The sequence below is a fragment of the Tateyamaria sp. syn59 genome (genome assembly GCF_007995245.1).
Taxonomy (GTDB): Bacteria; Pseudomonadota; Alphaproteobacteria; order Rhodobacterales; family Rhodobacteraceae; genus Tateyamaria.
In genome coordinates, this window is record NZ_VCBA01000006.1 from 93,371 (window position 1) to 113,794 (window position 20,424).

Genomic DNA, 20,424 nt, shown 5'->3' on the forward strand with positions numbered 1-20,424 from the left:
ATTTGCCCCTTTCTTGGAATTGCGTCTGGCTTCCCCTGCGATATAGGCTCCGCCTTGGCAAAGGGCGAGGGCAAAGGTGCAAGACATGAGCCAAGACAAAAGCCATGTGATCGTGATCGGGGCAGGGCAAGCGGGGTCGTCCTGCGTGGCTAAGCTGCGCAATGGCGGGTTCGAGGGGGCGATTACGCTCATCGGGTCCGAACCCGCGCTGCCCTACCAGCGCCCGCCGCTGTCCAAGGCCTATCTGCTGGGCGACATGCCGCTTGAACGGATGTTTCTGCGCCCCGACAGCTTCTATGCCGACCACAACATCACCGTTCGCACGGGTGAGACGGTTACCGCCATCGACACGGACGCCCAAACCGTCACCGTAGGCGAGGATACGCTAGACTACACCGATCTGGTCCTGACCACCGGCTCCGCCCCCCGCCGCCTTCCCGCGTCCATCGGCGGTGATCTGGAGGGGGTCTTCACCGTCCGCGACCTCGCAGATGTCGACAAGATGGCACCTTGGTGCCAATCGGGCAAAACCGCGCTGATCGTCGGGGGTGGCTACATCGGCCTCGAAGCGGCGGCGGTCTGTTGCAAGCTGGGCCTCAACGTCGTGCTGGTCGAAATGGCTGACCGCATCCTGCAACGGGTCGCAGCGTCGGAAACGAGCGATTACTTCCGCGCCCTGCACACATCTCACGGCGTCGATGTGCGCGAAGGCGCCGGGCTGACCCGCCTCACCGGCGACGTCACTGTGTCGGGTGCGGAACTCACCGACGGCACCACCCTGGACGTTGACCTCGTGATCGTCGGCGTCGGCATCGCCCCCGAGACCGATCTTGCCGATGCAGCAGGGATCACACTCGACAACGGGATTGCCACCGACGCACAAGGACAGACCTCGGCGCCTCACGTCTGGGCCGCAGGCGACTGCGCCTCCTTCCCCTACAAAGGCGACCGCATCCGACTCGAATCCGTGCCCAACGCCATTGATCAGGCCGAATGCGTGGCTGAAAACATCATGGGCGCGGGCAAAGACTATATCGTCCGCCCATGGTTCTGGTCCGACCAGTTCGACGTCAAACTCCAAATCGCGGGCCTCAACACCGGCTACGACCGCGTCGTCACCCGCGACGGCGGGGCCGCCAAATCCTTCTGGTACTACGCGGGCGACACCCTGCTCGCCGTAGACGCCGCCAACGACCCGCGCGCCTACATGATCGGCAAGCGCCTGATCGAAGCGGGCAAAAGCGCTGACCCAGCTGTTGTAGCCGACCCCGAAGGCGACCTGAAAGCCCTGCTCAAGTGAGGATCATCGCAGGCCAGTGGCGCGGCGTGCCCCTTGCCACCGTGGGCAAGGGCGATCCGGGCGCACATCTGCGTCCCACACCCGACCGTGTGCGGGAAAGCCTGTTCTCCATGCTCACCCATCGCGGCGTGATCGAAGGCGCACATGTGCTCGACCTTTTCGCAGGCACCGGTGCGCTGGGGCTTGAGGCGCTATCGCGCGGAGCCGCAAGCGCGGTGTTCGTTGAAAACGGGCGCACGGGCCAAAAGCTGATTGCCGAAAACCTCAAAAAGCTGAAGGCACAGGATCAGGCCAAACTCCTGCGCACCGACGCCACCCGCGCCTTTGCATGGGACGGCCCAGCCTTCGACCTCATCTTCTTAGATCCACCCTACGGCAAGGGCATGGGCGACAAGGCCCTGAAGTCCATCCGCAACAACTGCTCTGAGGGTGCCCTCATCGTCTGGGAAGAAAACGCACCGCAAGTCCCACCCGAAGGCTATGCGTTAATCGATCAGCGCCGCTTCGGCAGTACCCATGTCACGCTTTTGGAAACCGTCTTAGGCGCATCAGGACACGCCTTACAGTAAGGCGGATGCGTCATCTGCCCCACCCACTAATATGTCGGATGAAATGTCCCGGTAGGCGACAGGGTGAAAATCTCGCACCCGTCCTCGGTCACACCCACCGAATGCTCGAACTGCGCCGACAACGACTTGTCGCGGGTGACAGCTGTCCAGTCATCGGCCAGCGTCTTGGTCTCGGGACGACCCAGGTTCACCATCGGCTCGATGGTAAAGAACATGCCCGGCTCCAGCACGGCGCCCGTGCCAGGTCGGCCATAGTGCAGCACATTGGGCGGCGCGTGGAACACGCGGCCCAGACCATGACCACAGAAGTCGCGGACAACAGACATGCGCTGGCTTTCGACAAAACTCTGGATCGCGTGGCCAATGTCACCAAAGGTGTTGCCGGGCTTCACCGCCTCAATCCCGCGCATCAGGCTGTCATGGGTCACTTCGATCAGCCGTTCCGCCTTGCGCGGCAGCTTGCCCGCCACGAACATTCGGGACGTGTCGCCAAACCAGCCATCGACGATTACGGTCACGTCGATGTTCAGGATGTCGCCATCCTTCAGCACCTTGTCACCGGGAATCCCGTGGCAGACCACGTGGTTCACGCTGATACAGCTGGCGTGCTGATAGCCCTTGTAGCCGATGGTGGCCGAGGTTGCCCCTGCCTCCTCGACCATGTCCGTGATGATCTTGTCGATGGCACCCGTCGTCTGACCCGGAAAGACATGGGCCGACATCGCGTCCAGGATCTCGGCCGCAAGCCGCCCTGCCGCGTGCATACCGGCAAAGTCCGAAGGGTCATAGATGCGTATGCCGTCCTTGGTCAGACGGCCACGGGTGTCACGGTCCAAAGCGCGCTCCATCAGCGTTCACCTGTCAAACATACTGCACTGCGGCAAAAAGGGCCAGTGGGTCATAGGGCCACGGCTATGGGCGCGCCGACGAGCACGCCCTTTGGAGTTATATGGGTGCCCAGGCACAGCGTTTCTACCCCCGCCGCAGTCGCAACCGCATAGGCGGCGGCGTAGGCCGGGTCGATGTCGGCAGCGAGGGTGAAATGATCACAATCCGTGCGCTGCACCAGATACAGCATGACCGCCCGGTGCCCCGCCTCTGCCATGCGGGCCAATTCGCTAAGATGCTTAGCGCCGCGGGCTGTTACAGAGTCCGGAAACTCAGCAAGCCTGGGTTGTCTCGCCAACGTCACCGACTTCACCTCGACATAAGCGTCTGGAACGCCATCCCCCTGCAGCAGGAAATCGATACGGCTGCCTTCGCCATATTTCTGTTCGGGCCGCACAGTCGCATACCGTTCAAACCCAGGCACCTCACCTGCCTCGAACGCCGCCCGCAGCGCCTTGTTCGGGACCGACGTATCCACACCGGTGAAATGCCCGCCCTCATGCTCCACCAGCCGCCAGCCAAACTTCAGCTTCTTCTTCGGATCGTCATTGGGTTCCAACCAGATGCGCATCCCCGGCTCCGCGAGCCCCATCATCGACCCAGGGTTCGCACAATGGGCCACCACCTCACGCCCATCCTCCAGCGTGCAGTCGGCCAGAAACCGTTTGTAGCGTCGGATCAGCGTGGCGGGGACAAGTTCGGTTTGAAAGCGCATGGGCGCAGCCCTATACCGTCACTGGCCGCAATCGCAAGGAGGCCACAATGCCCAACCCCACCGCCGCTATGCTGGTGATCGGAGACGAGATCCTCTCGGGCCGCACCCGCGATGCCAACATGCACTATCTGGCGGGCCAATTGACCGACCACGGCATCGACCTCAAGGAAGTGCGTGTGGTCAGCGACGACAGCGATGCCATCGTGGCAGCGACCCAAGCGCTCAGTTCGACATACGACAGCGTCTTTACGTCCGGCGGCATCGGCCCCACGCATGATGACATTACGGCGGATTGCATCGCCGCAGCCTTCGATGCCCACATAGACATCCGCGACGATGCCCGCGCGATCCTGGCCGAACACTACGCCAAATCCGGCACCGAGCTGAATGCCGCGCGGTTGCGCATGGCCCGCGTCCCAGACGGAGCCGCGCTGATCGAAAACCCGGTCTCCGCCGCCCCCGGCTTCACAATCAAGAACGTCCACGTCATGGCAGGCGTCCCTTCCGTGTTCCAGGCCATGGTCGCCTCCATCCTGCCCACGCTCACCGGTGGCGCGCCCCTGATCTCAAAGACGATGCGCATCGAACGGGGCGAGGGGGACATCGCAGGCCCCCTCGGTGACATCGCCACAGCCCACCCAGACCTCAGCATCGGCTCCTACCCGTTCCAAAAAGACGGGCGCTATGGTGCCAATGTCGTCATCCGTGGCATCGACGGGGCAGAGGTTGACGCCGCCCTCACCAAACTCGCCGAACACTTCCCCGCATGATCACACCCGCCGCCTTTTACGCGGCCATCGATGGCACCTGGCCCGCCGCCGCCGTCACCTGCGCAGGCCCCTGGACCATCCGTGACGGCCAAGGCGGCGGCAAGCGCGTGTCGGCGGCGACTGCGGATGAGCCCACCACCGACTTCGGCCAAGCCGAACAAGCCATGCGCGCTGCGGACCAAACGCCCCTTTTCATGGTCCGGCAAGGCGAAGACGCCCTCGACCACCTGCTGGACCACGCAGGCTACACCATCGTCGATCCCACAAACGGCTACATCGCGCCAGTCGACACACTCACCGACATCCCCATCCCCCGCGTCACCGCTTTCGCCATCTGGGAGCCGCTGGCGATCCAGAACGACATCTGGGCCGCGGGCGGTATCGGCCCCGCGCGCGTGGCGATCATGCACCGGGCGCAGACGAAAACCAGCATCCTCGCCCGGCACCGCGATAAACCTGCGGGTACCGCCTTTGCCGCCATCCATAACGGCATCGCGATGGTCCACGCGGTCGAGGTGCTGCCGCATCAACGCCGCCACGGCGTCGCCCAATGGATCATGCGGCAGGCGGCCTTCTGGGCAGCTGACAACGGCGCGACCCATATCGCGGTCCTGACCACTGCGGCCAACGGCCCCGCCAATGCACTCTATCAGGGGTTGGGCTTCCAGCAGGTCTGTGGCTATCATTACCGCACCGCGACCCAGACCATGTAAGCGACGACATGACAGATCAGCCCACCGCCCTCGACCTGCCTATGGTCGACCCGCTGCCCGACGCCACGCAGAAATACTTCGACATCTGCGAGGACAAGCTGGGCATGATCCCCAACGTCCTCAAAGCGCACGCCTTCGACATCGATAAACTCAACGCCTTCACTGCGCTCTACAACGACCTGATGCTAGGCGACAGCGCCCTGACCAAGCTGGAACGCGAGATGATCGCCGTCGTCGTCTCGGCCACGAACCGCTGCTTCTATTGCCTTACGGCCCACGGCGCCGCGGTCCGCCAACTCTCCGGCAACCCTGCCCTTGGCGAGCAATTGGTGATGAACTGGCGCGTGGCCGAGGTCACGCCGCGCCAGCGCGCCATGCTGGCCTTCGCGGAAAAGGTCACGCTCGCCTCCGCCCAGATCGAGGAGGCTGACCGCCAAACCCTGCGCGACCACGACCTGACAGACCGCGACATCTGGGACGTAATCAACGTCGCGGCCTTCTTCAACATGTCCAACCGGGTCGCGAGTGGGACGGCGATGCAACCCAACCCCGACTACCACGCACAGGCACGGTGATGCGTCACGGCTGGCTCACTCTTCTGGCCTGCGCGCTGGCAGGGCCAGCACTTGCCCTGCAACTGGAATTGCCCTCGAACGCCCGCCAAACCGCTGCGCGCGACAGCGCGCTCGACCGGGTCGAGATTGCAACGGCCCCCTTTCAGAACGGCGCCGTGCGCGCGGACACCATGGACGGGCCCGTCCAACGGCGCAGCTACCGGATCACCTCGCCAGGCCTGACACCGCTGCAAATCCTCGCGCCCCTGCGCACGCAATTGATCGACGCAGGGTACGAGCCGCTGCTGGATTGCCAGGACAGGGCCTGCGGCGGTTTCGACTTCCGCTTTGCCATCGACGTGCTGCCTGCACCCAACATGTATGTGAATGTGCGGGCCTTCCATTTTCTCAGCGCCCGGCACCCGGACAATGGCAACGCTGTGTGGCTGCTTGCCAGCACGGCGCCGGACGCTGGCTATCTGCAGGTGGTGCAGGTTGGCACGCAAGAGGCGGCGACAGCCACCGCCGAACCGGCAGGCACCACGGCGCCAGACGCGCCCACCCGCGATCTCGGCCAGCGTCTGCTCGCCGATGGCTCCGTCATCCTGCGCAGCCTTGATTTCGCCGTCGGCACCACCCGTCTGGGCGAAGGCCCGGCACCCGAGCTTGAGCAGATCGCCGAGCTGATGGTCAACCGCCCGGGGCTGCGTATCGCCGTGGTGGGGCATACGGACACCATTGGCGGGCTTGAGGCGAACCTCACCGTCTCCCGCGCGCGTGCCCGCGCCGTGCGTGAGCGGCTGATCAACCGCTACGACGTGCCCCCGAACCGGATCGAGGCGGAGGGCATGGGCTACCTCGCACCGGTCGCCAGCAACCTGACGGCAGAGGGACGCGAAGCCAACCGCCGGGTCGAAGTGATTGTGGTGGGCGAGGAGGGGTAGGACTGCCTTGCGGGACAAAGCGGCCCTTCGGTCCTCATTCGAGTATTCTTGGTTGAGACAAAATGGTATCGCCGACGTATGAAGCTCGAAACTCTATACGAACTGGTGCAAAGCCTTTGGCCCAAAAGCATAGCGATTGATGATGCGGTCGTATTCGATGAGAGTTCTGGCCGGTTTCCCCAACTTGTCAAAGCCTGGGATCAAGCAGAGATACTTGTAGAAGATAGCTATATTTACAATGATTTAAATGTCTTGGCGGTCTGGTCATTCTATCAAGAGATTCACAATTTAGCTCTGCAGTCACATCGGTTGGGCTGTTCGCGTGTAAGTTCAACGGATGTTACGGTTGCGATGCTTGATGCTCGAATTCGTTCAAACTTAGAGATCGAAGGTTGGGAAGAGATGAAAGCGTTGTACAAACGCTCAAACACAACCAACGACATGTAGTCCCAAGGTGTATTTGGGCCTACAGACGTGAAATTTTGCGAAAATCTGCAAAGTCCTATTCCTGCACATCGCTGGCATCGGTGCACCGCGCAGCATCAATAACTCTGGGCTCACTGCTGACATTCGCACAAACCACTGCATCTGCTGCCAAGCGCGTCGTTGCCACGCCATCGACAAAAAGACCCCAGCGCTTGCGCGCCGGGGTCAGGTGTTTAACCGAGGGGAGGTTGGTTAACTCTTACCAGTCCGACGGGCCCTTTTCGGCAAAGGCGTGGACCAGGAAATCAATGAAGGCGCGGACCTTGGGCTGCGTGAACCGCCCCGGCGGGTAGACGGCGTAGATGCCCTGGGTCTCCATCGGCAGATCGGGGATCGCATCCTCGACCAGCCCTTGTTCCAGCGCGTCGGCATAAAGGAAGCTGGGCAGGTAGGCGATGCCAAGGCCCGAGATGGCGGCATTCAGCAGCGACTGCCCGTCATTCACGCTCAACCAACCTGCCGTGCGCACCTGACGCTTCTCGCCCGAGGGCGCGGTCAGCTTCCACACGTTGCCAGAGGACTGGTTGGAATAGTGCAGCAGCTTGTGCGCGTTCAGATCGTCAATCTTCTGCGGGCGGCCGTATTCCTCGAAATATTTCGGGCTCGCGATCATCCGCTTCGTCGTCTCGGTCAGCTTGCGGGCGCGCAGTGTGCTGTCCTCCAGCTCTCCGATGCGCACGGCCATGTCGAACCCTTCGGAAATCAGCTCAACATAGCGGTTGTTCAGCACCATGTTCACGGTGATGTCCGGGAAATCGGCCAGAAACTCCGAAAGGCGTGGCGACAGGTGGTTCACGCCAAAGTCGGTGGCAACAGAGATGCGCAGCAACCCCGAAGGCGCCGACTGCATGGAGGTGACGAGCGAATCCGCCTCGCCCGCGTCGTTCAGCACACGGCGGGCGCGGTCGTAGTAGGCCAAGCCGATCTCGGTCGGGCTCACACGGCGGGTGGTGCGGTTGAGCAGGCGGGCGCCCAGACGGGCCTCCAGGGACGACACGTGCTTCGAGACGGCGGACTTTGAAATCCCCATCTTCTTGGCCGCGTCGGTAAAGCCACCCTGGTCCACGACCGTGGCGAAGGCTTCCATTTCTGTAAGGCGATCCATGCCTGCTACCTCAAATCACTCTGTGTTGAGGGCTGGTATGCGGGTGAATAAGGGCAGGATCTGGGCGCGGATGGGATAATATCTGGAAGTTTGCCGGGATCGTCCATCGCCCGGAAACGGTGCGCACCGGCTCAGATAGCGATATCGGCGCTCCAGGATTGGAAGGTTTCGGCCTCTTCGGCCAGCGGTGCGGCATCGGTCCCGCCAATCAGCAAAAAGCCGTAGCCGGGCGTGTTCCAGCGCGCCAGATCCAGCCCCTCTGCCGCACCCATGCTGACAGGTGCAGCGTCCGGCCCTGCAGCAATGATGCACAAGGCAACGGGCGTCCCGTCGTCACGCGCGAACGAAATCTGCACCAACGGCTTGTCATTGAACCCAAGCACCTGCGCCCGCTTGAAGGTCAGGCCCTGCGCCTCCGGCAGACCCGTCACATCAATCCCTATCGCCTCCGACACGGCGGCCAGCTGCACCGCCGCCTCTTGGGGGGTGGGGTCGGCGAAGGCCAGCGTCTCGGGGGTATAGAGCAACTGATAGGACGCCACGAAAGACACCCAGCCGCGCGGTGCGGGCTCCGGCGTGCCAAAGCCGGTGAACATGGCAACGGCCAGACCGGCGGCCAGCCCGGTGGCAAAGGTGCCTGCACCCCACGCCCACCGCCCGCGCGCAGGTGCCACGGCTGGCACGACAGTGGTCGGCGCTTCGGGCAAATCCGGCATCGGCGGCGCCTCCCGCAACAGCGCCTCATAGGCCTCGGCGATGGGCGCCATGGGAACATCCAGCGCCGCCAACTGCTCGACCACCTCTGGATCCGCCTCCAGCGCGGCATCAATCTCGGCGTGCAAGGCGTCGTCCGCCTCCCCATCCAGGTAGGCGGTCAGCTCCTCATCTGAAAATGCACGCACGTCTGTCATTGAACCTGTGCCTTGTCCCCGGCCATCTCGGCGTTCAGCCGTTTCCGCGCCGCCGCCAGCCTACTCATCACCGTACCAATCGGGATCTCCATGATCTCAGCCGCTTCCTTGTAAGCGTACCCCTCTACATAGACCAGAACCACGGCCTGTCGCTGGGCCTCGGGAAGTCCATTCACCCTGTTCAACACGTCACGCGCCAGAATATTCGTTTCCGCGCCAGGAGTTTTGTCGGGCAGGTCAATCTCCTCAACCGGCACCAGCCCGCCGCCCACGCGCACCTTGCGCGAGCGCAGCTCGTTCAGCCAGATGCGTTGGGCCATCCGGAACATCCAGCGGTCCAGATGCGTGCCGGGCTCGAACTGGTCGGATTTGTCGAGCGCGCGCAGGCAGGTCGTCTGCACCAGATCGTCGGCCCAGTCGCGGCGCCCGGTCAACGATACGGCATAGCGCCACAGGCGCGGATGCACCTCTGCCATGCCATCGCGCACCGCGCGGTAAGAAATTTCTGCAGTGGTTGGAATAAAATCTGCCCCTAAGTGTTATCCTTGGATGAACATCAACATGTCCGGGAGGAAATGAAAAATGAAAAGCTTTGTCAAAGCCGTGACAATTGCAACAGTGATGGCCATGCCCGCACTGGCGCAGGACACGCCAGCACCCGAAGATGCGCGGGTCTATTTTGTGAACCTGTCAGATGGGGACACGGTTTCGTCGCCGGTCACCGTGATCTTCGGGCTTGAAGGGATGGGGGTCGCCCCCGCCGGGACCGAGGCGGACAACACCGGCCACCACCACATCCTTCTGAACCGCCCGCCACTGGGCGAAGGGCCGGAAGGCGAGGATGAACTTAAGTTCGGCCTGCCCGCCGATGAAAACCACATCCACTTCGGCGGCGGTCAGACCCAGGTGACGCTAGATCTGCCTGCGGGCGAGCATACCATGCAGCTTGTGCTCGGCGACCTCAATCACATCCCCCATGCCGACCCTGTGGTCAGCGACGTGATCACGATCACCGTCGAATAAATCCCCGCCTGCGCCGGGTCAGATCCATTTGAGCCGGCGCAGCACCCACACCGCGCCCACGGTCATCACGACCAGCGAAACGCACAGTGCGGCAAAGGCCCAGGGCGTCTCGATCCCCGGCATACCAGCCACATTCACTCCAAACAGTCCGGTCACAAACCCAAGCGGGAGAAACACGGCGGCGACAATGGACAGCACATAGCCATTGTGCCCCTGCATCAACGCCGCCTGCGCGGTGTGGTGGTCCTGCACGGCGGTCATCCGGGCGATCAGCCCCTCCAGTTCCTCGACATTCAGCTTGGCGAGGTTTGCCTGTTCGCGCAGCAGGTCACGGGTGCCCTGCGTCATCAATGGACTGTCTGTGCCCACCAGTGCCACCAGCGCGTCGCGTTGTGGGGCGAGATACCGGCGCAGGCGGATCGCCATGCGCCGTTCCTCGGCCAGTTCCGTCGGCAGGGGCTGGTCGTCATCCTGCACGCTGTCCTCCATCGCATCGACCCTGCCCGAAAGATCGAAAACGGTATCCTGCACCCGCCCCATCAGCCGCGTGGCCAGAGCCGACACAAACTGCATCGGCGTGCCGGGCCCCTGGCCGCTGTCCGCCTCGGCCCGCATGGCGTCCAGAGCAAAGATCTTGCGCACCCGAACCGTCACAACCAACTGAGCCGTCACCCACATGCGCACGGCGACCATCTGGTCAGCCGGGCCATCCTCGTTCAGGTTCACGCCCCGCAGGTTCAGGATCAGCCCGTCACCATAGCGGTCGGCGCGGGGCCGCGTCTCTGGTGCGGTCAGTGCGGCGGCAGGGATGGCAGGGACATTGGCGTGCAGAAAGCCGGGCAGGTCGGCGTCGGTCAGGTCGAAATGCACCCAGCGGTAGCCTTCATCCGGTGGGGTCGCCCCAGTAGCCGCGGTTGCGCCCTGACGCGTGAAATCAAAAGAACAGATCGTCATGGCGGCACGCTATATCCACGTCTTGCGTGCGGCAACCGCCGGGCCGGGCGGACGACACGTCCGCCTTACGGTAAGGCGGACTCCGATCCGCCCTAGAGCGTCGCCGCCAGCCGCGTGCCCTGATCAATGGCGCGCTTGGCATCCAGCTCCGCCGCGACATCCGCGCCACCAATCACATGGCACGCAATACCTTCAGCCTCCAGTGCGTCCGCAAGCGACCGTTCGGGCACCTGACCGGCACAGAGGATGATGTCATCCGCCTCGATCACCGTCGGGTTCTCGCGCGCCTCGCCAAAGGACACATGCAGCCCGTGTGCGTCGATGCGCTCGTAGTTCACGCCGCCCACGAATTCCACGTCCTTCATCTTGAGCGCCGCGCGATGAATCCAGCCGGTTGTCTTGCCGAGCCGCTTGCCGTGTTTCTCGGCCTTGCGCTGCAAGAGCGTCACCGCCCGCGCGGGCGCTTCGGGTTGTGGCCCTTTGGGGTCCAACCCACCGCGATGTTCCTCGGTGTCCGCGACACCCCATTCGGTCATCCACTCCGGCAGGTTCTCGGTCGGGCTCTCGCCTTCGTGGACAAGGTATTCCGACACATCGAATCCGATGCCGCCCGCGCCGATCACGGCGACCTTCTTGCCGGTCTCCGCCTTGTGACGCAGGACGTCGATGTAGGAATGAACGTTGTCGCCGTCCTGACCGGGGATCTCCGGATCACGGGGAAGGACGCCGGTGGCGATGATCACTTCGTCAAAGCCTTTGAGTGTGTCGACCGTTGCTTCGGTGTTCAGATGCACCGTGATGCCCGCGTCGGCGACCATGGTGCGGTACCAGTCGACAAAGCCCCAGAACTCCTCCTTGCCGGGGATTTGCTTGGCCATATTCAGCTGCCCACCAATCTCGTCCGCGCGGTCAAAAATTGTGACCTGATGACCGCGTTCGGCTGCCGTCAAAGCGGTCGAAAGCCCTGCCGGACCGGCGCCTACGATGGCGATGGATTTCTGTGTCTCCGCGGGGACAACCTGCAACTCGGTCTCGTAACACGCGCGCGGGTTGACGAGGCAGGAACTGATCTTGCCTGAGAATGTGTGGTCCAGACATGCCTGATTGCAGGCGATGCAGGGCGCGATGTGGGCGGCCTTGTCCTCCATCGCTTTCTTCACGAAATGCGGATCGGCCAGCATGGGCCGGGCCATCGACACCATGTCGGCACAGCCTGTGCTCAACACCTCTTCGGCCACTTCCGGGGTGTTGATGCGGTTGGAGGTGATGACGGGGATGCTCACCTTGCCCATCAGCTTCTTCGTCACCCATGCGAACGCCGCGCGCGGGACGGAGGTCGCGATGGTGGGGATGCGCGCCTCGTGCCAGCCGATGCCGGTGTTGATGATCGTCGCACCTGCTTTTTCGATCTCCCGGGCGAGTTGCACAACCTCGTCATAGGTCGAGCCGTTGGGTACGAGGTCGATCATCGACAGGCGGTAGATGATGATAAAGTCGGTGCCGACGGCCTCGCGCGTGCGGCGCACCACCTCGATCGGCAGGCGCATGCGGTTTTCGTAGGACCCGCCCCAGCGGTCCTCGCGCTTGTTGGTGTGGGTGACGAGGAACTGGTTGAGGAAGTAGCCCTCGGACCCCATGATCTCGACCCCATCGTATCCAGCTTCCTTGGCCCGACCCGCGGTGGCGACGATGTCGCTGATCTGTTTTTCGATGCCGTCCTCGTCCAACTCGGCAGGCGGGAAGGGCGAGATGGGGGACTTCACCGGCGAGGGGGCGACGCACATCGGGCCATAGGCGTAGCGGCCCGCGTGCAGGATCTGCATCGCGATCTTGCCGCCGTTTTCATGCACGCGGTCCGTGACGATCTTGTGGTTGGCGACCTCTTCGGCGTTGGACAGCATCGCGGCACCGGGCAGCACGGACCCTTCGAGGTTGGGGCCGATGCCGCCGGTGACCATCAGGCCGACCTCACCGCGCGCGCGTTCGGCGTAGAATTCGGCGACGCGGTTCCAGTCTTTTGTTTCCTCAAGCCCGGTGTGCATGGACCCCATGAGCACGCGGTTTTTCAACGTGGTGAAGCCAAGATCTAGCGGCGCAAGCATGTGCGGATAGGCTGTCATGGTGTCCTCCCGAGCCAATGTTTCCTTGGTGTCAGACATAGGCGGCGGGATGTCACGTGCAACGCGGCGTCACCCGGTGGGGACGGGGTGTCCCCGCGGGGACAGGTTTGTGTGGTTTTTTACGCTTGTCACATGGGGTAGCGGTGGGGCGCAGATGTGGGAACGGTTTTGGTGCCGTTCCTTACCATGGGCCTAACGGAGCGGACGGCAGAGCGATGGGTGAGGCAACGGAATTGGTGCTGCGCGAGATGATCGCGGGTGAGGCGGATGCGCTGGGCCGGGTCATGTTTCGGGCCATCCGGGAGGGGCCGAGTGCATATACCGAAGCGCAGCGGGCCGCGTGGTGTGCCGCACCTCATGCCGGGGAGGCTTGGGCGCGCAAGCTGGCGGCACAGGATGTGGTCGTGGCCGAGGCGCAGGGTGCGCCTGTGGGGTTTGTGACGCGAGTGGGGGCCTATGTCGATCTGGCCTTTGTCCTGCCGGAGTGGCAGGGGCGGGGCGTGTTTTCGGCGTTGTGTGCGCGGACCGAGCACGACGCGCGGGCGGCGGGGCTGCATCGGTTGCGGGTCCATGCGTCGCTGATGGCGCAGCCTGCGTTTGCGGCGCGGGGTTTTCGGCTGATCAGGCACGAAACCGTAGAGCGGCACGGGCAAACATCGGACCGGGCCGAGATGGAGAAGGTTTGGGTTGTGTCTGCTGAGCGGTGATCGGGGCCGATCAGTCTCGCAACCGGTCTTGTGGTCTGGGCCCGCTGAGGCGGTGTGTATGGTCGTCGTCGTGAAGGACGACCGAAACAGGGCATTGCCGATCGCTCAGAGCGCTGATGGGACCGGAATCAAGCCGAAGGCGCCGGCCCAACCCGTGGGCCTTCCAGGCGGGCTTCTGTTGCATCGGCTCGGATGGCGGGTTTGCGGACCAACCGGACATTGTGCCCTTGTCTTGTTTGGTTTTGGCAATCACCTAAGGGTTGAGGTGCTGTCATCCGGCGCGCTATTGCTTCAAGCACAAGCACCAACCAGCAATTCGACCGATGCTCAATTCAGCTTAGAGTCTTTTGAACACACTAGGCGTTTCAACGAGAGCTATTTCACTTAGTTGCAAAAAGCCTTGCTTCATGTTTTCCCAGTCTGTTCCGGAAGGTTCGCTCACTTCAAAGTTCCAACCTAAACACCTCCAGCAGTCTTGGCTGTGCGCAATTCCACGCTTAACCGCATCGAAACTTCCTATTGGACTACGCGAAGCGAACTTCAGATTTTCGGAAAATGAGGAAGTTAGGGCGGTGGTTAGAAGCATCCGAAAGACTGAACAGGGATGCGAGTCTCGTGATGGATCCTCACTAAATGCCAGGTTCGAGAGCAAGTATTGTGTTCCGATCCCAAAACCAGCAAGAAACAGTTGTCGCAAACGAGTTTCATCTGTAGTTACCCGGCAGATCAGGTCGATGAGCTCCAAAATAGCCCATAAATCTGCAGCAAATTCGAAAGAATGTGGGCTCCGCCTGTATTCGTCATCATCAAAATGACCTGCAATAATGTGCGCGAGCTCATGATTGACGATGAAGGAAATGGTGTAGGTTATTATCTGTTCCAAATCAGAATGATGGTTCAGCCACCCACCTACTTGAAACTCCTGCACATCAGAAAAAAAGCTGCGCCAAGCCCCGTCAACCAAGACGTTAACGCCCAGTTGCTTCTCAGATCGATAGCTCGGTCGGGCGCTCTCATCTAAAGCTCCTTTGACTAAAGCCATCTTGCCTAAGACGTCAACAAGCTGAGTTACAATCAATGCGTCCAGACCCAGAGCGTAGCTAGTTGGGATAACACCTTTCGCAACAGTCGCAGATGCCCTTGCCTGGGGAACAAATCCGACTGAGAACCGGCTCTTGTAAGGTTCCTTGGGCCAGTGGTTGGGAATTGATGACAATACGCCCTTCTCCAACCTATTCAATAACAAATTGTGGAGAGCAAGTTGCGGCTCTAAGTTCTTTGGCATCTGAGGCATAGGCGGAAACGGCCAGAAACGCTCGTTATCTTTCACGCGTCTCTTCCCGTCCAGTATGTTTTGCAGAACGACGTTAAACCTTCGCTGACAATCAAAATCGCCAGTTTAACAGCGGTTTTAGGGATTACAAATTCAAGTAGTATCCTTGCAATTTCAGCACAGGTTTTCTTGAAATCTCCCTTTACAAGCAGGTGAAGACCTTCGTGAGTACAAACAATACCTTGTACTCGCTCTCGGTGCGCTTCCCACCAACTAATCCCCCAATCAAGCATTAATAAAGTCTGTCCAGGATCAAACTCCTTGAATTTTTCCTCAGAGATCTCTTCGTAGATTGGGTTTAGATTAGAAAAATCAGAAGTTAATCCCTCTAGTCGGTCAATTTCCTGTTCAATTTCCGTTCTCGTACTCACTTGAAATCCTCGTGCCATTCATTGGTTGGGAGCCGCTTTCAGTGCGCGGTTCAACCATCAAGCATCGACGGTCGCACATTTTTGGTAATATGTGAAGTTCCGCCGACTCACAGACATAACCTTGTTCTTGGGCAATTATGCTGAGCCTCAGGAATTCAATGGTTTAACCGGCGCGGAAATCGGGTGTATGAACGGCGGAGCGGTCGTTCGCCGCATCGCATCCGATTGATATAGTGGGCTCAGAGCCGCCATTCATGCGCGCTTTGCACGCCCCGTTTCCGGCGCTTCATGCTTTTCATCGAAGCTCAGCATTGCGCTGCCGCCTGTGGCATCTCAACCCACGTTGCCAACCTCATTCTCACCACTCAAACCAAACACCCTCTTCACACCGCACGAGGAATAGTGTTTTCCGGCTCAAGAACCGCCTGGAGCCACCCAAGATGACACCCGAAGAGATCGAGAAACTGCCCTATCGCAAGAATGTGGGCGTGATGGTGATGAATGGGGACGGCCTTGTCTGGGTGGGTCAGCGCAAGGACCGGTACCGGGATGCCTGGCAGATGCCGCAGGGTGGTGTCGACAAGGGGGAGGATGCGCGGACGGCGGCTTTGCGGGAGTTGGAGGAGGAGACCTCTATCTCGCCCGCGTTGGTGGATGTGGTGGCAGAGACCGCCGATTGGTTGCCCTATGAGCTGCCGCTTGACCTGATTCCGCAGCTTTGGAAGGGCAAGTATCGGGGGCAGAAGCAGAAGTGGTTTCTGTTGCGCTTCAACGGGTCCGACGACCAGATTGATCTGGAAACGGCGCATCCGGAGTTTTCGGCGTGGAAATGGATGGAACCGGCGGACTTGCCGGAGGCCATCGTGCCCTTCAAGCGCGACGTCTATGTGCGGGTTCTGGCGGAATTTGCGCCGCATTTTTGAGCGCTATTGCATAGCGGGGACGTGCGTTCTTAGCTGACGGCCGAGCGTTTCGACGAAAGGTGTGCCTTATGTTGCGTGTCCTGAGCCTGTTGGCTGTGTTTGCGCCGGTGCAGGCGGTGGCCCTGTCTTGCGTCCCCTATGGAGTTTCGGACGCCTTTCAAGCGGCCAAGGCCGCCGAGGCCGGATACGTGCCTGTGGTGGGCATGTTGGACTTTGATACCGATCTTTTGCCCGATACGGACCTGTCCGTGCAGGTCATTCCCGGCGATCCCATCACGCTGATCCCCGCCACCTTTACCGGCGACGCCCTGACGGTGCGGGGTGTGGACCGGCCGTTTGAAACGGACGTGGTGCTGGAGGTGGAGTGCATTGGTCCCTGGTGTCCGCAGGTGCAGCCGGGCAGGATCCTCGGGTTTTTGCGTCAGACCGGGCACAGCTACGTGCTGCACACCGATGCGTGTGGCGGGTTTCTGTTCGGTCGTCCCAGTGACGCACAGGTGGAACAGGTGCGTGATTGTCTGGCGGGGCGGGAATGCACGCCGTTGGGGCTGCGCTAGCGCGCGTTCTCTCAGGGGTCGATGATGGGCACGTGGGGCGCGAGGTCGCGCGGGTAGTCATGGGCGATGCGCGGGTCATCGGCGATCTCGATCCGCTGGCGGATAGGCGTGAATCCTGACCGCCGGTAGAAGCCAAGCGCCTGCTGGCTGTCGATGGTGCAGGTGTGCAGGTGGAAGCGGGTGATGTCGCGGGCGAAGGCGAACTCGATGGCCCGGTCCATCAGGTAGGCGCCCGCGCCGGTGCCGATGAGGGCAGGGGTCAGGCCGAAATAGTCCAGCTCGCAGGCGCCTTCGACGCTGAAATCGAGTTCGAGCAGGGCCTCGGGCCGTCCATCCTTTTCAAGCGTGTAGAGGCCGGTATCGGCGTCGTTGAGGATGTCGGCAAGCTCTGCCTCCGGCATGATCGTCCGCCCGTACCAGAGCCACGGGCCGCCCACACGGCGGAAGAGCTCGAGGTAGGGCCCTACCTCGAGCGCCATGGGTTTCAAGGTGATGCCGTCGGGGCAGGACACGCCGCGGTATTGCGGCGTGGTCATTTCGAGGTCGGTGACGACCATCGCCACTTTGCCGGGCGGTATGTCGTGATATCCATCGGCGAGCATTTTAGGCTCCTGTTGGGGGCCAGCCCCCAAACCCCCGCCGTATTTGGAAAGAGAAGAAGCAAGGGGGGGGTGGGCGCGAGGACAAGCGGGGTTAGAGCAGGCCCGCGCTGGCGAATTGCTGTTTCATGTCGATCTGGGGCCGGGGGCCGATATGGCTGATCACTTCGGCTGCGCACAGGTTGCCCATGCGCCCGCAGGTGGCAAGGTCTGCGCCCGTTGCCAGCCCATAGATGAACCCGGCGGCGAATTGGTCGCCTGCGCCGGTCGCATCCACGGGAGTGACCGTTTCCACAGGGATGTCGTGGCGTTCGCCGTTTCCGATGATTGTGACGCCGTCGCCGGATTTGGTGCAGACCAGCAAGTCGATCATGTCGGCGGTCTTGTTTAGCGCCATTTCCAGATCGTCGGTTTCAAAGAGCGACGTGATTTCGTGCTGGTTGCCGATCACGAAGTCCAGCTCGTTGCCGATCATGTCGAGGAAGTCGGGGCGGTGGCGGTCGACACAAAACGGGTCGGAGATGGCGATGCCCGCCTTGCCACCTGCGCTGCGTGTGAGGCGGGAGGCCTGGCGGAAGGCTTCTTTGCCCTTGTCCTTGTCGAAGAGGTAGCCTTCTAGGAACATGAATTGCGCGCCGGAGGCCACGTCATCCGGCACGTCGTCGGGACCGAGTTCGGTCGAGATACCCAAGTATGTGTTCATCGACCGCTCGCCGTCGGGGGAGACGAAGATCATGGATCGGGACGTCGGCAGTTCGCCGTCTGGGATCGGCGCGTTGACGAAATCGGTGCCGCTGTCGGCCATGGATTGCGCATAAAAGCGCCCGAGCGCGTCGTCGTGGACCCGACCGATGAAGGCGGTGGGCAGACCGAGGGCGCCGACGCCCGCGATGGTGTTGGCCACGGCCCCACCCGGCGTTTGCAACCGGTCTGTCATGGAGGCGTAAAGCACCTCGCCCCGGTCTTGTTCGATGAGCTGCATGATCCCCTTTTCGATCCCCATGAGGTCGAGAAAGCTGTCATCGGCATGGGTGATCACATCGACAACGGCGTTGCCGATGCCAGCGAGCGTATATTTGGTCATTCGGTTTTGTCCTCAAACGGGCAGAGATCATTGATAATGCAGGTGGGGCAAAGCGGTTTGCGCGCTTTGCAGTGGTAGCGCCCGTGCAGGATCATCCAGTGGTGGGCGTGCAGCTGGAAATCAGCCGGTATGTTGTCTTCGATGGCGCGTTCGACGGCGTCCACAGTCTTGCCCGGTGCGATGCCTGTGCGGTTGCCGAGGCGGAAGATGTGGGTGTCGACGGCCTGGGCAGGGTGGCTCCACCACATGTTGAGAACCACGTTGGCCGTCTTGCGCCCGACGCCGGGCAGCGATTGCAGGGCGGCGCGGCTGTTGGGCACTTCGCCGCCGTACTCGTCCACGAGGATCTGGCTGAGCTTCATCACGTTCTTGGCCTTCTGGCGGTAGAGGCCGATGGTCTTGATGTGGTCGGTGAGCCCTTCGAGGCCGAGATCGAGCATTTTCTGGGGCGTGTCGGCGATCTGGAAGAGCGCCCTTGTCGCCTTGTTTACGCCTGCGTCCGTGGCCTGGGCCGAGAGCGCGACGGCCACGACGAGGGTGTAGACATTCACGTGCTCCAACTCGCCCTCGGGGGCGGGGTCTGCCGCGTGGAAGCGGGTGAAGATCTGGCGGATCGTGTGGTAATCGAGCTGCTTGGCCATGGCGCGGGGTTATGGGGGAAGATGGGGCAGCGGGCAAGTGGTCGTCCAATCGGTACCGATAAGGGTCGTTTCAAGGGGTGGACCGTACTTGACCCTGCGACAACTTGTCCGATTCGTGTCAAAGTTGAGATGTCAACATTGATTGACAGGTTTGTGATGACGACCTCGAACAAAAGTGGCGGGTGGCCATTGGTCTGGGAGGGACGATGTGCAGGGCGCAGGACATCACGATACGCAATTTGACATCGATTTATATGCCAGATCACAGGTCAATCTAAGGCGCTTGAAATCCCGGTTGCCGACCGGTTCGGTGGAGGATCTGGCGCGCGAGGTTCTGGTGCGCCTGAACCGGCCCGACGCGCAGAAACTTGCGGAAAAACCCACGCCCGATCAGATCGACGCGTTCTGCCGTGCGCTGTTGTCCGATGACGACCAGGCAGGCGCCATGTTCATTCAAGAGGTGCGCCGGGCAGGCGCGTCGGTTGAGGTTATTTACCTCAAATACCTCGCCGACGCGGCCTGCCAACTTGGCCGGTGGTGGGATGAGAACCGCGTGAGCTTTGCAGAGGTGACGCGCGGCACAAGCAGGCTTTATGCCATCATGCATGTCATTCGGCGCCAGGTGCCGATTACGGCACCAGCGACATCCAAGAGCGCGCATTTCGTGTCCGTGCCCGGAGAGACCCACACCCTGGGCGTACGAATGGCGGCGGACCTGTTCCGGCGCGATGGCTGGGATGTCACGCTGCTGATTGGCAAATCCCATGAGGAACTGGTGGCGGAGATCGGGCAATCACAGTCGATCATCATCGGCATATCCGCCGGTGGAGGCCATGCGCTGGATGCGCTGTCGCGGTTGGTTGTTGCCTTGCGGTTGGAAAAGCCGGACGCCGCGTTGTTCGTGAGCGGTCCGATCCTTGAGACGGATGCAGAGACCGTGTCGCTGCTGGATATTGATGGCATGGCCCAGGATTTCGAAACGGCGCAGGCCTTGATCGAGTGCCATTGGGACAAGGTGTCGACGCGCCGGAATTCATTGCTGTAGCGGCGGCGTGGACGGTGCGTGTGCCGCTGGTTTGCGCGGTCGTGCCTGCTTTGGTGTCGGATTGGTTGGTTTTCCGGATGTTCGGTCGACGGGAAACCGCCGAAGGATGCCT

At 61.6% G+C, this 20,424-nt stretch carries 23 protein-coding genes and 2 pseudogenes; 13 read left to right on the forward strand and 12 right to left on the reverse strand.

Annotation, left to right across the window (positions count from 1 at the left end; genetic code table 11):
* Positions 1-85 precede the first annotated feature (85 nt).
* Positions 86-1,300 carry an NAD(P)/FAD-dependent oxidoreductase gene (locus tag FD715_RS12800; protein WP_147110220.1) on the forward strand — a complete coding sequence of 405 codons (1,215 nt, stop codon included), beginning with the start codon at positions 86-88 and terminating at the stop codon, positions 1,298-1,300.
* Positions 1,297-1,869 carry a 16S rRNA (guanine(966)-N(2))-methyltransferase RsmD gene (gene rsmD / locus FD715_RS12805; protein WP_147110222.1) on the forward strand — a complete coding sequence of 191 codons (573 nt, stop codon included), beginning with the start codon at positions 1,297-1,299 and terminating at the stop codon, positions 1,867-1,869. Before FD715_RS12800 ends, rsmD begins: the two co-directional genes overlap by 4 nt.
* A gap of 26 nt (positions 1,870-1,895) precedes the next feature.
* Here rsmD and map read toward each other — a convergent pair whose 3' ends face one another.
* Both map and sfsA read right to left on the reverse strand, forming a co-directional pair.
* Complete coding sequence (gene map / locus FD715_RS12810) at positions 1,896-2,717, reverse strand: type I methionyl aminopeptidase (protein ID WP_147110224.1); 822 nt, start codon at positions 2,715-2,717, stop codon at positions 1,896-1,898.
* Positions 2,718-2,767: 50 nt separating this feature from the next.
* Positions 2,768-3,472, reverse strand: coding sequence for a DNA/RNA nuclease SfsA (gene sfsA / locus FD715_RS12815; RefSeq protein WP_147110226.1), 705 nt, complete (start codon positions 3,470-3,472; stop codon positions 2,768-2,770).
* Between the two features lie 47 nt (positions 3,473-3,519).
* On the opposite strand from sfsA, the gene FD715_RS12820 reads away from it, so the two are divergent.
* The 5 genes from FD715_RS12820 (at position 3,520) to FD715_RS12840 (ending at position 6,900) form a co-directional block, all read left to right on the forward strand.
* A complete protein-coding gene (locus tag FD715_RS12820) occupies positions 3,520-4,242 on the forward strand; it encodes a molybdopterin-binding protein (protein WP_147110228.1) in 723 nt (240 codons plus the stop codon).
* On the forward strand, positions 4,239-4,955 hold the full coding sequence (locus tag FD715_RS12825) for a GNAT family N-acetyltransferase (RefSeq protein WP_147110231.1): 717 nt from the start codon (positions 4,239-4,241) through the stop codon (positions 4,953-4,955). Before FD715_RS12820 ends, FD715_RS12825 begins: the two co-directional genes overlap by 4 nt.
* 8 nt (positions 4,956-4,963) lie before the next feature.
* The gene (locus tag FD715_RS12830; RefSeq protein ID WP_147110233.1) at positions 4,964-5,530 is read left to right on the forward strand and encodes a peroxidase-related enzyme; all 567 of its coding nucleotides are present in this window, start codon (positions 4,964-4,966) and stop codon (positions 5,528-5,530) included.
* Complete coding sequence (locus FD715_RS12835) at positions 5,530-6,453, forward strand: OmpA family protein (RefSeq protein ID WP_147110852.1); 924 nt, start codon at positions 5,530-5,532, stop codon at positions 6,451-6,453. The genes FD715_RS12830 and FD715_RS12835 overlap by 1 nt, the downstream gene beginning before the upstream one ends.
* Positions 6,454-6,531: 78 nt before the next feature.
* Positions 6,532-6,900, forward strand: a complete 369-nt coding sequence (locus FD715_RS12840) for a hypothetical protein (RefSeq protein WP_147110234.1) — start codon at positions 6,532-6,534, stop codon at positions 6,898-6,900.
* Positions 6,901-7,138: 238 nt separating this feature from the next.
* On the opposite strand, the gene FD715_RS12845 is transcribed toward FD715_RS12840, so the two are convergent.
* The 3 genes from FD715_RS12845 to FD715_RS12855 all read right to left on the reverse strand — a co-directional run bounded on the left by FD715_RS12845 (position 7,139) and on the right by FD715_RS12855 (position 9,431).
* On the reverse strand, positions 7,139-8,044 hold the full coding sequence (locus FD715_RS12845) for a LysR family transcriptional regulator (protein WP_147110236.1): 906 nt from the start codon (positions 8,042-8,044) through the stop codon (positions 7,139-7,141).
* A gap of 131 nt (positions 8,045-8,175) precedes the next feature.
* The gene (locus FD715_RS12850) at positions 8,176-8,955 is read right to left on the reverse strand and encodes an anti-sigma factor (RefSeq protein WP_147110238.1); all 780 of its coding nucleotides are present in this window, start codon (positions 8,953-8,955) and stop codon (positions 8,176-8,178) included.
* A complete protein-coding gene (locus FD715_RS12855) occupies positions 8,952-9,431 on the reverse strand; it encodes an RNA polymerase sigma factor (protein ID WP_147110240.1) in 480 nt (159 codons plus the stop codon). The genes FD715_RS12850 and FD715_RS12855 overlap by 4 nt, the downstream gene beginning before the upstream one ends.
* A 106-nt stretch (positions 9,432-9,537) precedes the next feature.
* Here FD715_RS12855 and FD715_RS12860 point away from each other — a divergent pair, with 106 nt between their 5' ends.
* Positions 9,538-9,978 (forward strand): DUF4399 domain-containing protein, encoded by a 441-nt coding sequence (locus tag FD715_RS12860; protein ID WP_147110242.1) that lies wholly within the window; start codon positions 9,538-9,540, stop codon positions 9,976-9,978.
* 18 nt (positions 9,979-9,996) lie between these two features.
* Here FD715_RS12860 and FD715_RS12865 read toward each other — a convergent pair whose 3' ends face one another.
* Positions 9,997-10,932, reverse strand: a complete 936-nt coding sequence (locus FD715_RS12865; protein ID WP_147110244.1) for a zinc transporter ZntB — start codon at positions 10,930-10,932, stop codon at positions 9,997-9,999.
* 92 nt (positions 10,933-11,024) lie between these two features.
* Positions 11,025-13,052: an NADPH-dependent 2,4-dienoyl-CoA reductase gene (locus tag FD715_RS12870; RefSeq protein ID WP_147110855.1), complete on the reverse strand. Its 2,028-nt coding sequence runs from the start codon at positions 13,050-13,052 to the stop codon at positions 11,025-11,027.
* 215 nt (positions 13,053-13,267) lie between these two features.
* Here FD715_RS12870 and FD715_RS12875 point away from each other — a divergent pair, with 215 nt between their 5' ends.
* A complete protein-coding gene (locus FD715_RS12875) occupies positions 13,268-13,759 on the forward strand; it encodes a GNAT family N-acetyltransferase (RefSeq protein WP_147110246.1) in 492 nt (163 codons plus the stop codon).
* 337 nt (positions 13,760-14,096) lie between these two features.
* Here FD715_RS12875 and FD715_RS12880 read toward each other — a convergent pair whose 3' ends face one another.
* Positions 14,097-15,089 carry a hypothetical protein gene (locus FD715_RS12880; RefSeq protein ID WP_147110248.1) on the reverse strand — a complete coding sequence of 331 codons (993 nt, stop codon included), beginning with the start codon at positions 15,087-15,089 and terminating at the stop codon, positions 14,097-14,099.
* Positions 15,086-15,481 carry a hypothetical protein gene (locus tag FD715_RS12885; protein WP_147110250.1) on the reverse strand — a complete coding sequence of 132 codons (396 nt, stop codon included), beginning with the start codon at positions 15,479-15,481 and terminating at the stop codon, positions 15,086-15,088. The genes FD715_RS12880 and FD715_RS12885 overlap by 4 nt, the downstream gene beginning before the upstream one ends.
* 422 nt (positions 15,482-15,903) lie before the next feature.
* Here FD715_RS12885 and FD715_RS12890 point away from each other — a divergent pair, with 422 nt between their 5' ends.
* Together FD715_RS12890 and FD715_RS12895 are read left to right on the forward strand one after the other, a co-directional pair.
* Entirely contained in the window at positions 15,904-16,386 is a 483-nt protein-coding gene (locus tag FD715_RS12890; RefSeq protein WP_147110252.1) for an RNA pyrophosphohydrolase, read from the forward strand.
* 68 nt (positions 16,387-16,454) lie between these two features.
* A complete protein-coding gene (locus tag FD715_RS12895; protein ID WP_147110254.1) occupies positions 16,455-16,943 on the forward strand; it encodes a hypothetical protein in 489 nt (162 codons plus the stop codon).
* Between the two features lie 11 nt (positions 16,944-16,954).
* Here FD715_RS12895 and FD715_RS12900 read toward each other — a convergent pair whose 3' ends face one another.
* Entirely contained in the window at positions 16,955-17,545 is a 591-nt protein-coding gene (locus FD715_RS12900; RefSeq protein ID WP_147110256.1) for an N-acetyltransferase, read from the reverse strand.
* A 125-nt stretch (positions 17,546-17,670) separates the two neighbouring features.
* Between FD715_RS12900 and FD715_RS23055 the strand changes: the two are divergent.
* A pseudogene (locus FD715_RS23055) lies at positions 17,671-17,715 on the forward strand (hypothetical protein); the annotation flags it as partial.
* On the opposite strand, the pseudogene FD715_RS12905 reads toward FD715_RS23055, so the two are convergent.
* Positions 17,697-18,626 (reverse strand): annotated as a pseudogene (locus tag FD715_RS12905) (adenosine kinase); the annotation flags it as partial. The pseudogenes FD715_RS23055 and FD715_RS12905 sit on opposite strands and share 19 nt — an antisense overlap.
* The gene (gene nth, locus FD715_RS12910; RefSeq protein WP_147110260.1) at positions 18,623-19,267 is read right to left on the reverse strand and encodes an endonuclease III; all 645 of its coding nucleotides are present in this window, start codon (positions 19,265-19,267) and stop codon (positions 18,623-18,625) included. The pseudogene FD715_RS12905 and the gene nth, both read right to left, overlap by 4 nt.
* Before the next feature lie 283 nt (positions 19,268-19,550).
* Here nth and FD715_RS12915 point away from each other — a divergent pair, with 283 nt between their 5' ends.
* Positions 19,551-20,312, forward strand: coding sequence for a B12-binding domain-containing protein (locus tag FD715_RS12915; RefSeq protein WP_147110263.1), 762 nt, complete (start codon positions 19,551-19,553; stop codon positions 20,310-20,312).
* The last annotated feature ends 112 nt before the right edge of the window (positions 20,313-20,424 follow it).

Excerpts from the sequence above, each read along its gene's own strand:
- FD715_RS12800 (WP_147110220.1), top strand. The coding sequence starts at position 86 with ATGAGCCAAGACAAAAGCCATGTGATCGTGATCGGGGCAGGGCAAGCG.
- FD715_RS12870 (WP_147110855.1), bottom strand. The coding sequence starts at position 13,052 with ATGACAGCCTATCCGCACATGCTTGCGCCGCTAGATCTTGGCTTCACC.
- FD715_RS12860 (WP_147110242.1), top strand. The coding sequence starts at position 9,538 with ATGAAAAGCTTTGTCAAAGCCGTGACAATTGCAACAGTGATGGCCATG.
- FD715_RS12845 (WP_147110236.1), bottom strand. The coding sequence starts at position 8,044 with ATGGATCGCCTTACAGAAATGGAAGCCTTCGCCACGGTCGTGGACCAG.
- FD715_RS12865 (WP_147110244.1), bottom strand. The coding sequence starts at position 10,932 with ATGACGATCTGTTCTTTTGATTTCACGCGTCAGGGCGCAACCGCGGCT.
- FD715_RS12850 (WP_147110238.1), bottom strand. The coding sequence starts at position 8,955 with ATGACAGACGTGCGTGCATTTTCAGATGAGGAGCTGACCGCCTACCTG.
- FD715_RS12830 (WP_147110233.1), top strand. The coding sequence starts at position 4,964 with ATGACAGATCAGCCCACCGCCCTCGACCTGCCTATGGTCGACCCGCTG.
- FD715_RS12820 (WP_147110228.1), top strand. The coding sequence starts at position 3,520 with ATGCCCAACCCCACCGCCGCTATGCTGGTGATCGGAGACGAGATCCTC.
- FD715_RS12855 (WP_147110240.1), bottom strand. The coding sequence starts at position 9,431 with ATGGCAGAGGTGCATCCGCGCCTGTGGCGCTATGCCGTATCGTTGACC.
- FD715_RS12835 (WP_147110852.1), top strand. The coding sequence starts at position 5,530 with ATGCGTCACGGCTGGCTCACTCTTCTGGCCTGCGCGCTGGCAGGGCCA.
- FD715_RS12875 (WP_147110246.1), top strand. The coding sequence starts at position 13,268 with ATGGGTGAGGCAACGGAATTGGTGCTGCGCGAGATGATCGCGGGTGAG.
- FD715_RS12895 (WP_147110254.1), top strand. The coding sequence starts at position 16,455 with ATGTTGCGTGTCCTGAGCCTGTTGGCTGTGTTTGCGCCGGTGCAGGCG.
- FD715_RS12890 (WP_147110252.1), top strand. The coding sequence starts at position 15,904 with ATGACACCCGAAGAGATCGAGAAACTGCCCTATCGCAAGAATGTGGGC.
- nth (WP_147110260.1), bottom strand. The coding sequence starts at position 19,267 with ATGGCCAAGCAGCTCGATTACCACACGATCCGCCAGATCTTCACCCGC.
- sfsA (WP_147110226.1), bottom strand. The coding sequence starts at position 3,472 with ATGCGCTTTCAAACCGAACTTGTCCCCGCCACGCTGATCCGACGCTAC.
- FD715_RS12900 (WP_147110256.1), bottom strand. The coding sequence starts at position 17,545 with ATGCTCGCCGATGGATATCACGACATACCGCCCGGCAAAGTGGCGATG.
- map (WP_147110224.1), bottom strand. The coding sequence starts at position 2,717 with ATGGAGCGCGCTTTGGACCGTGACACCCGTGGCCGTCTGACCAAGGAC.
- FD715_RS12825 (WP_147110231.1), top strand. The coding sequence starts at position 4,239 with ATGATCACACCCGCCGCCTTTTACGCGGCCATCGATGGCACCTGGCCC.
- FD715_RS12885 (WP_147110250.1), bottom strand. The coding sequence starts at position 15,481 with ATGGCACGAGGATTTCAAGTGAGTACGAGAACGGAAATTGAACAGGAA.
- FD715_RS12840 (WP_147110234.1), top strand. The coding sequence starts at position 6,532 with ATGAAGCTCGAAACTCTATACGAACTGGTGCAAAGCCTTTGGCCCAAA.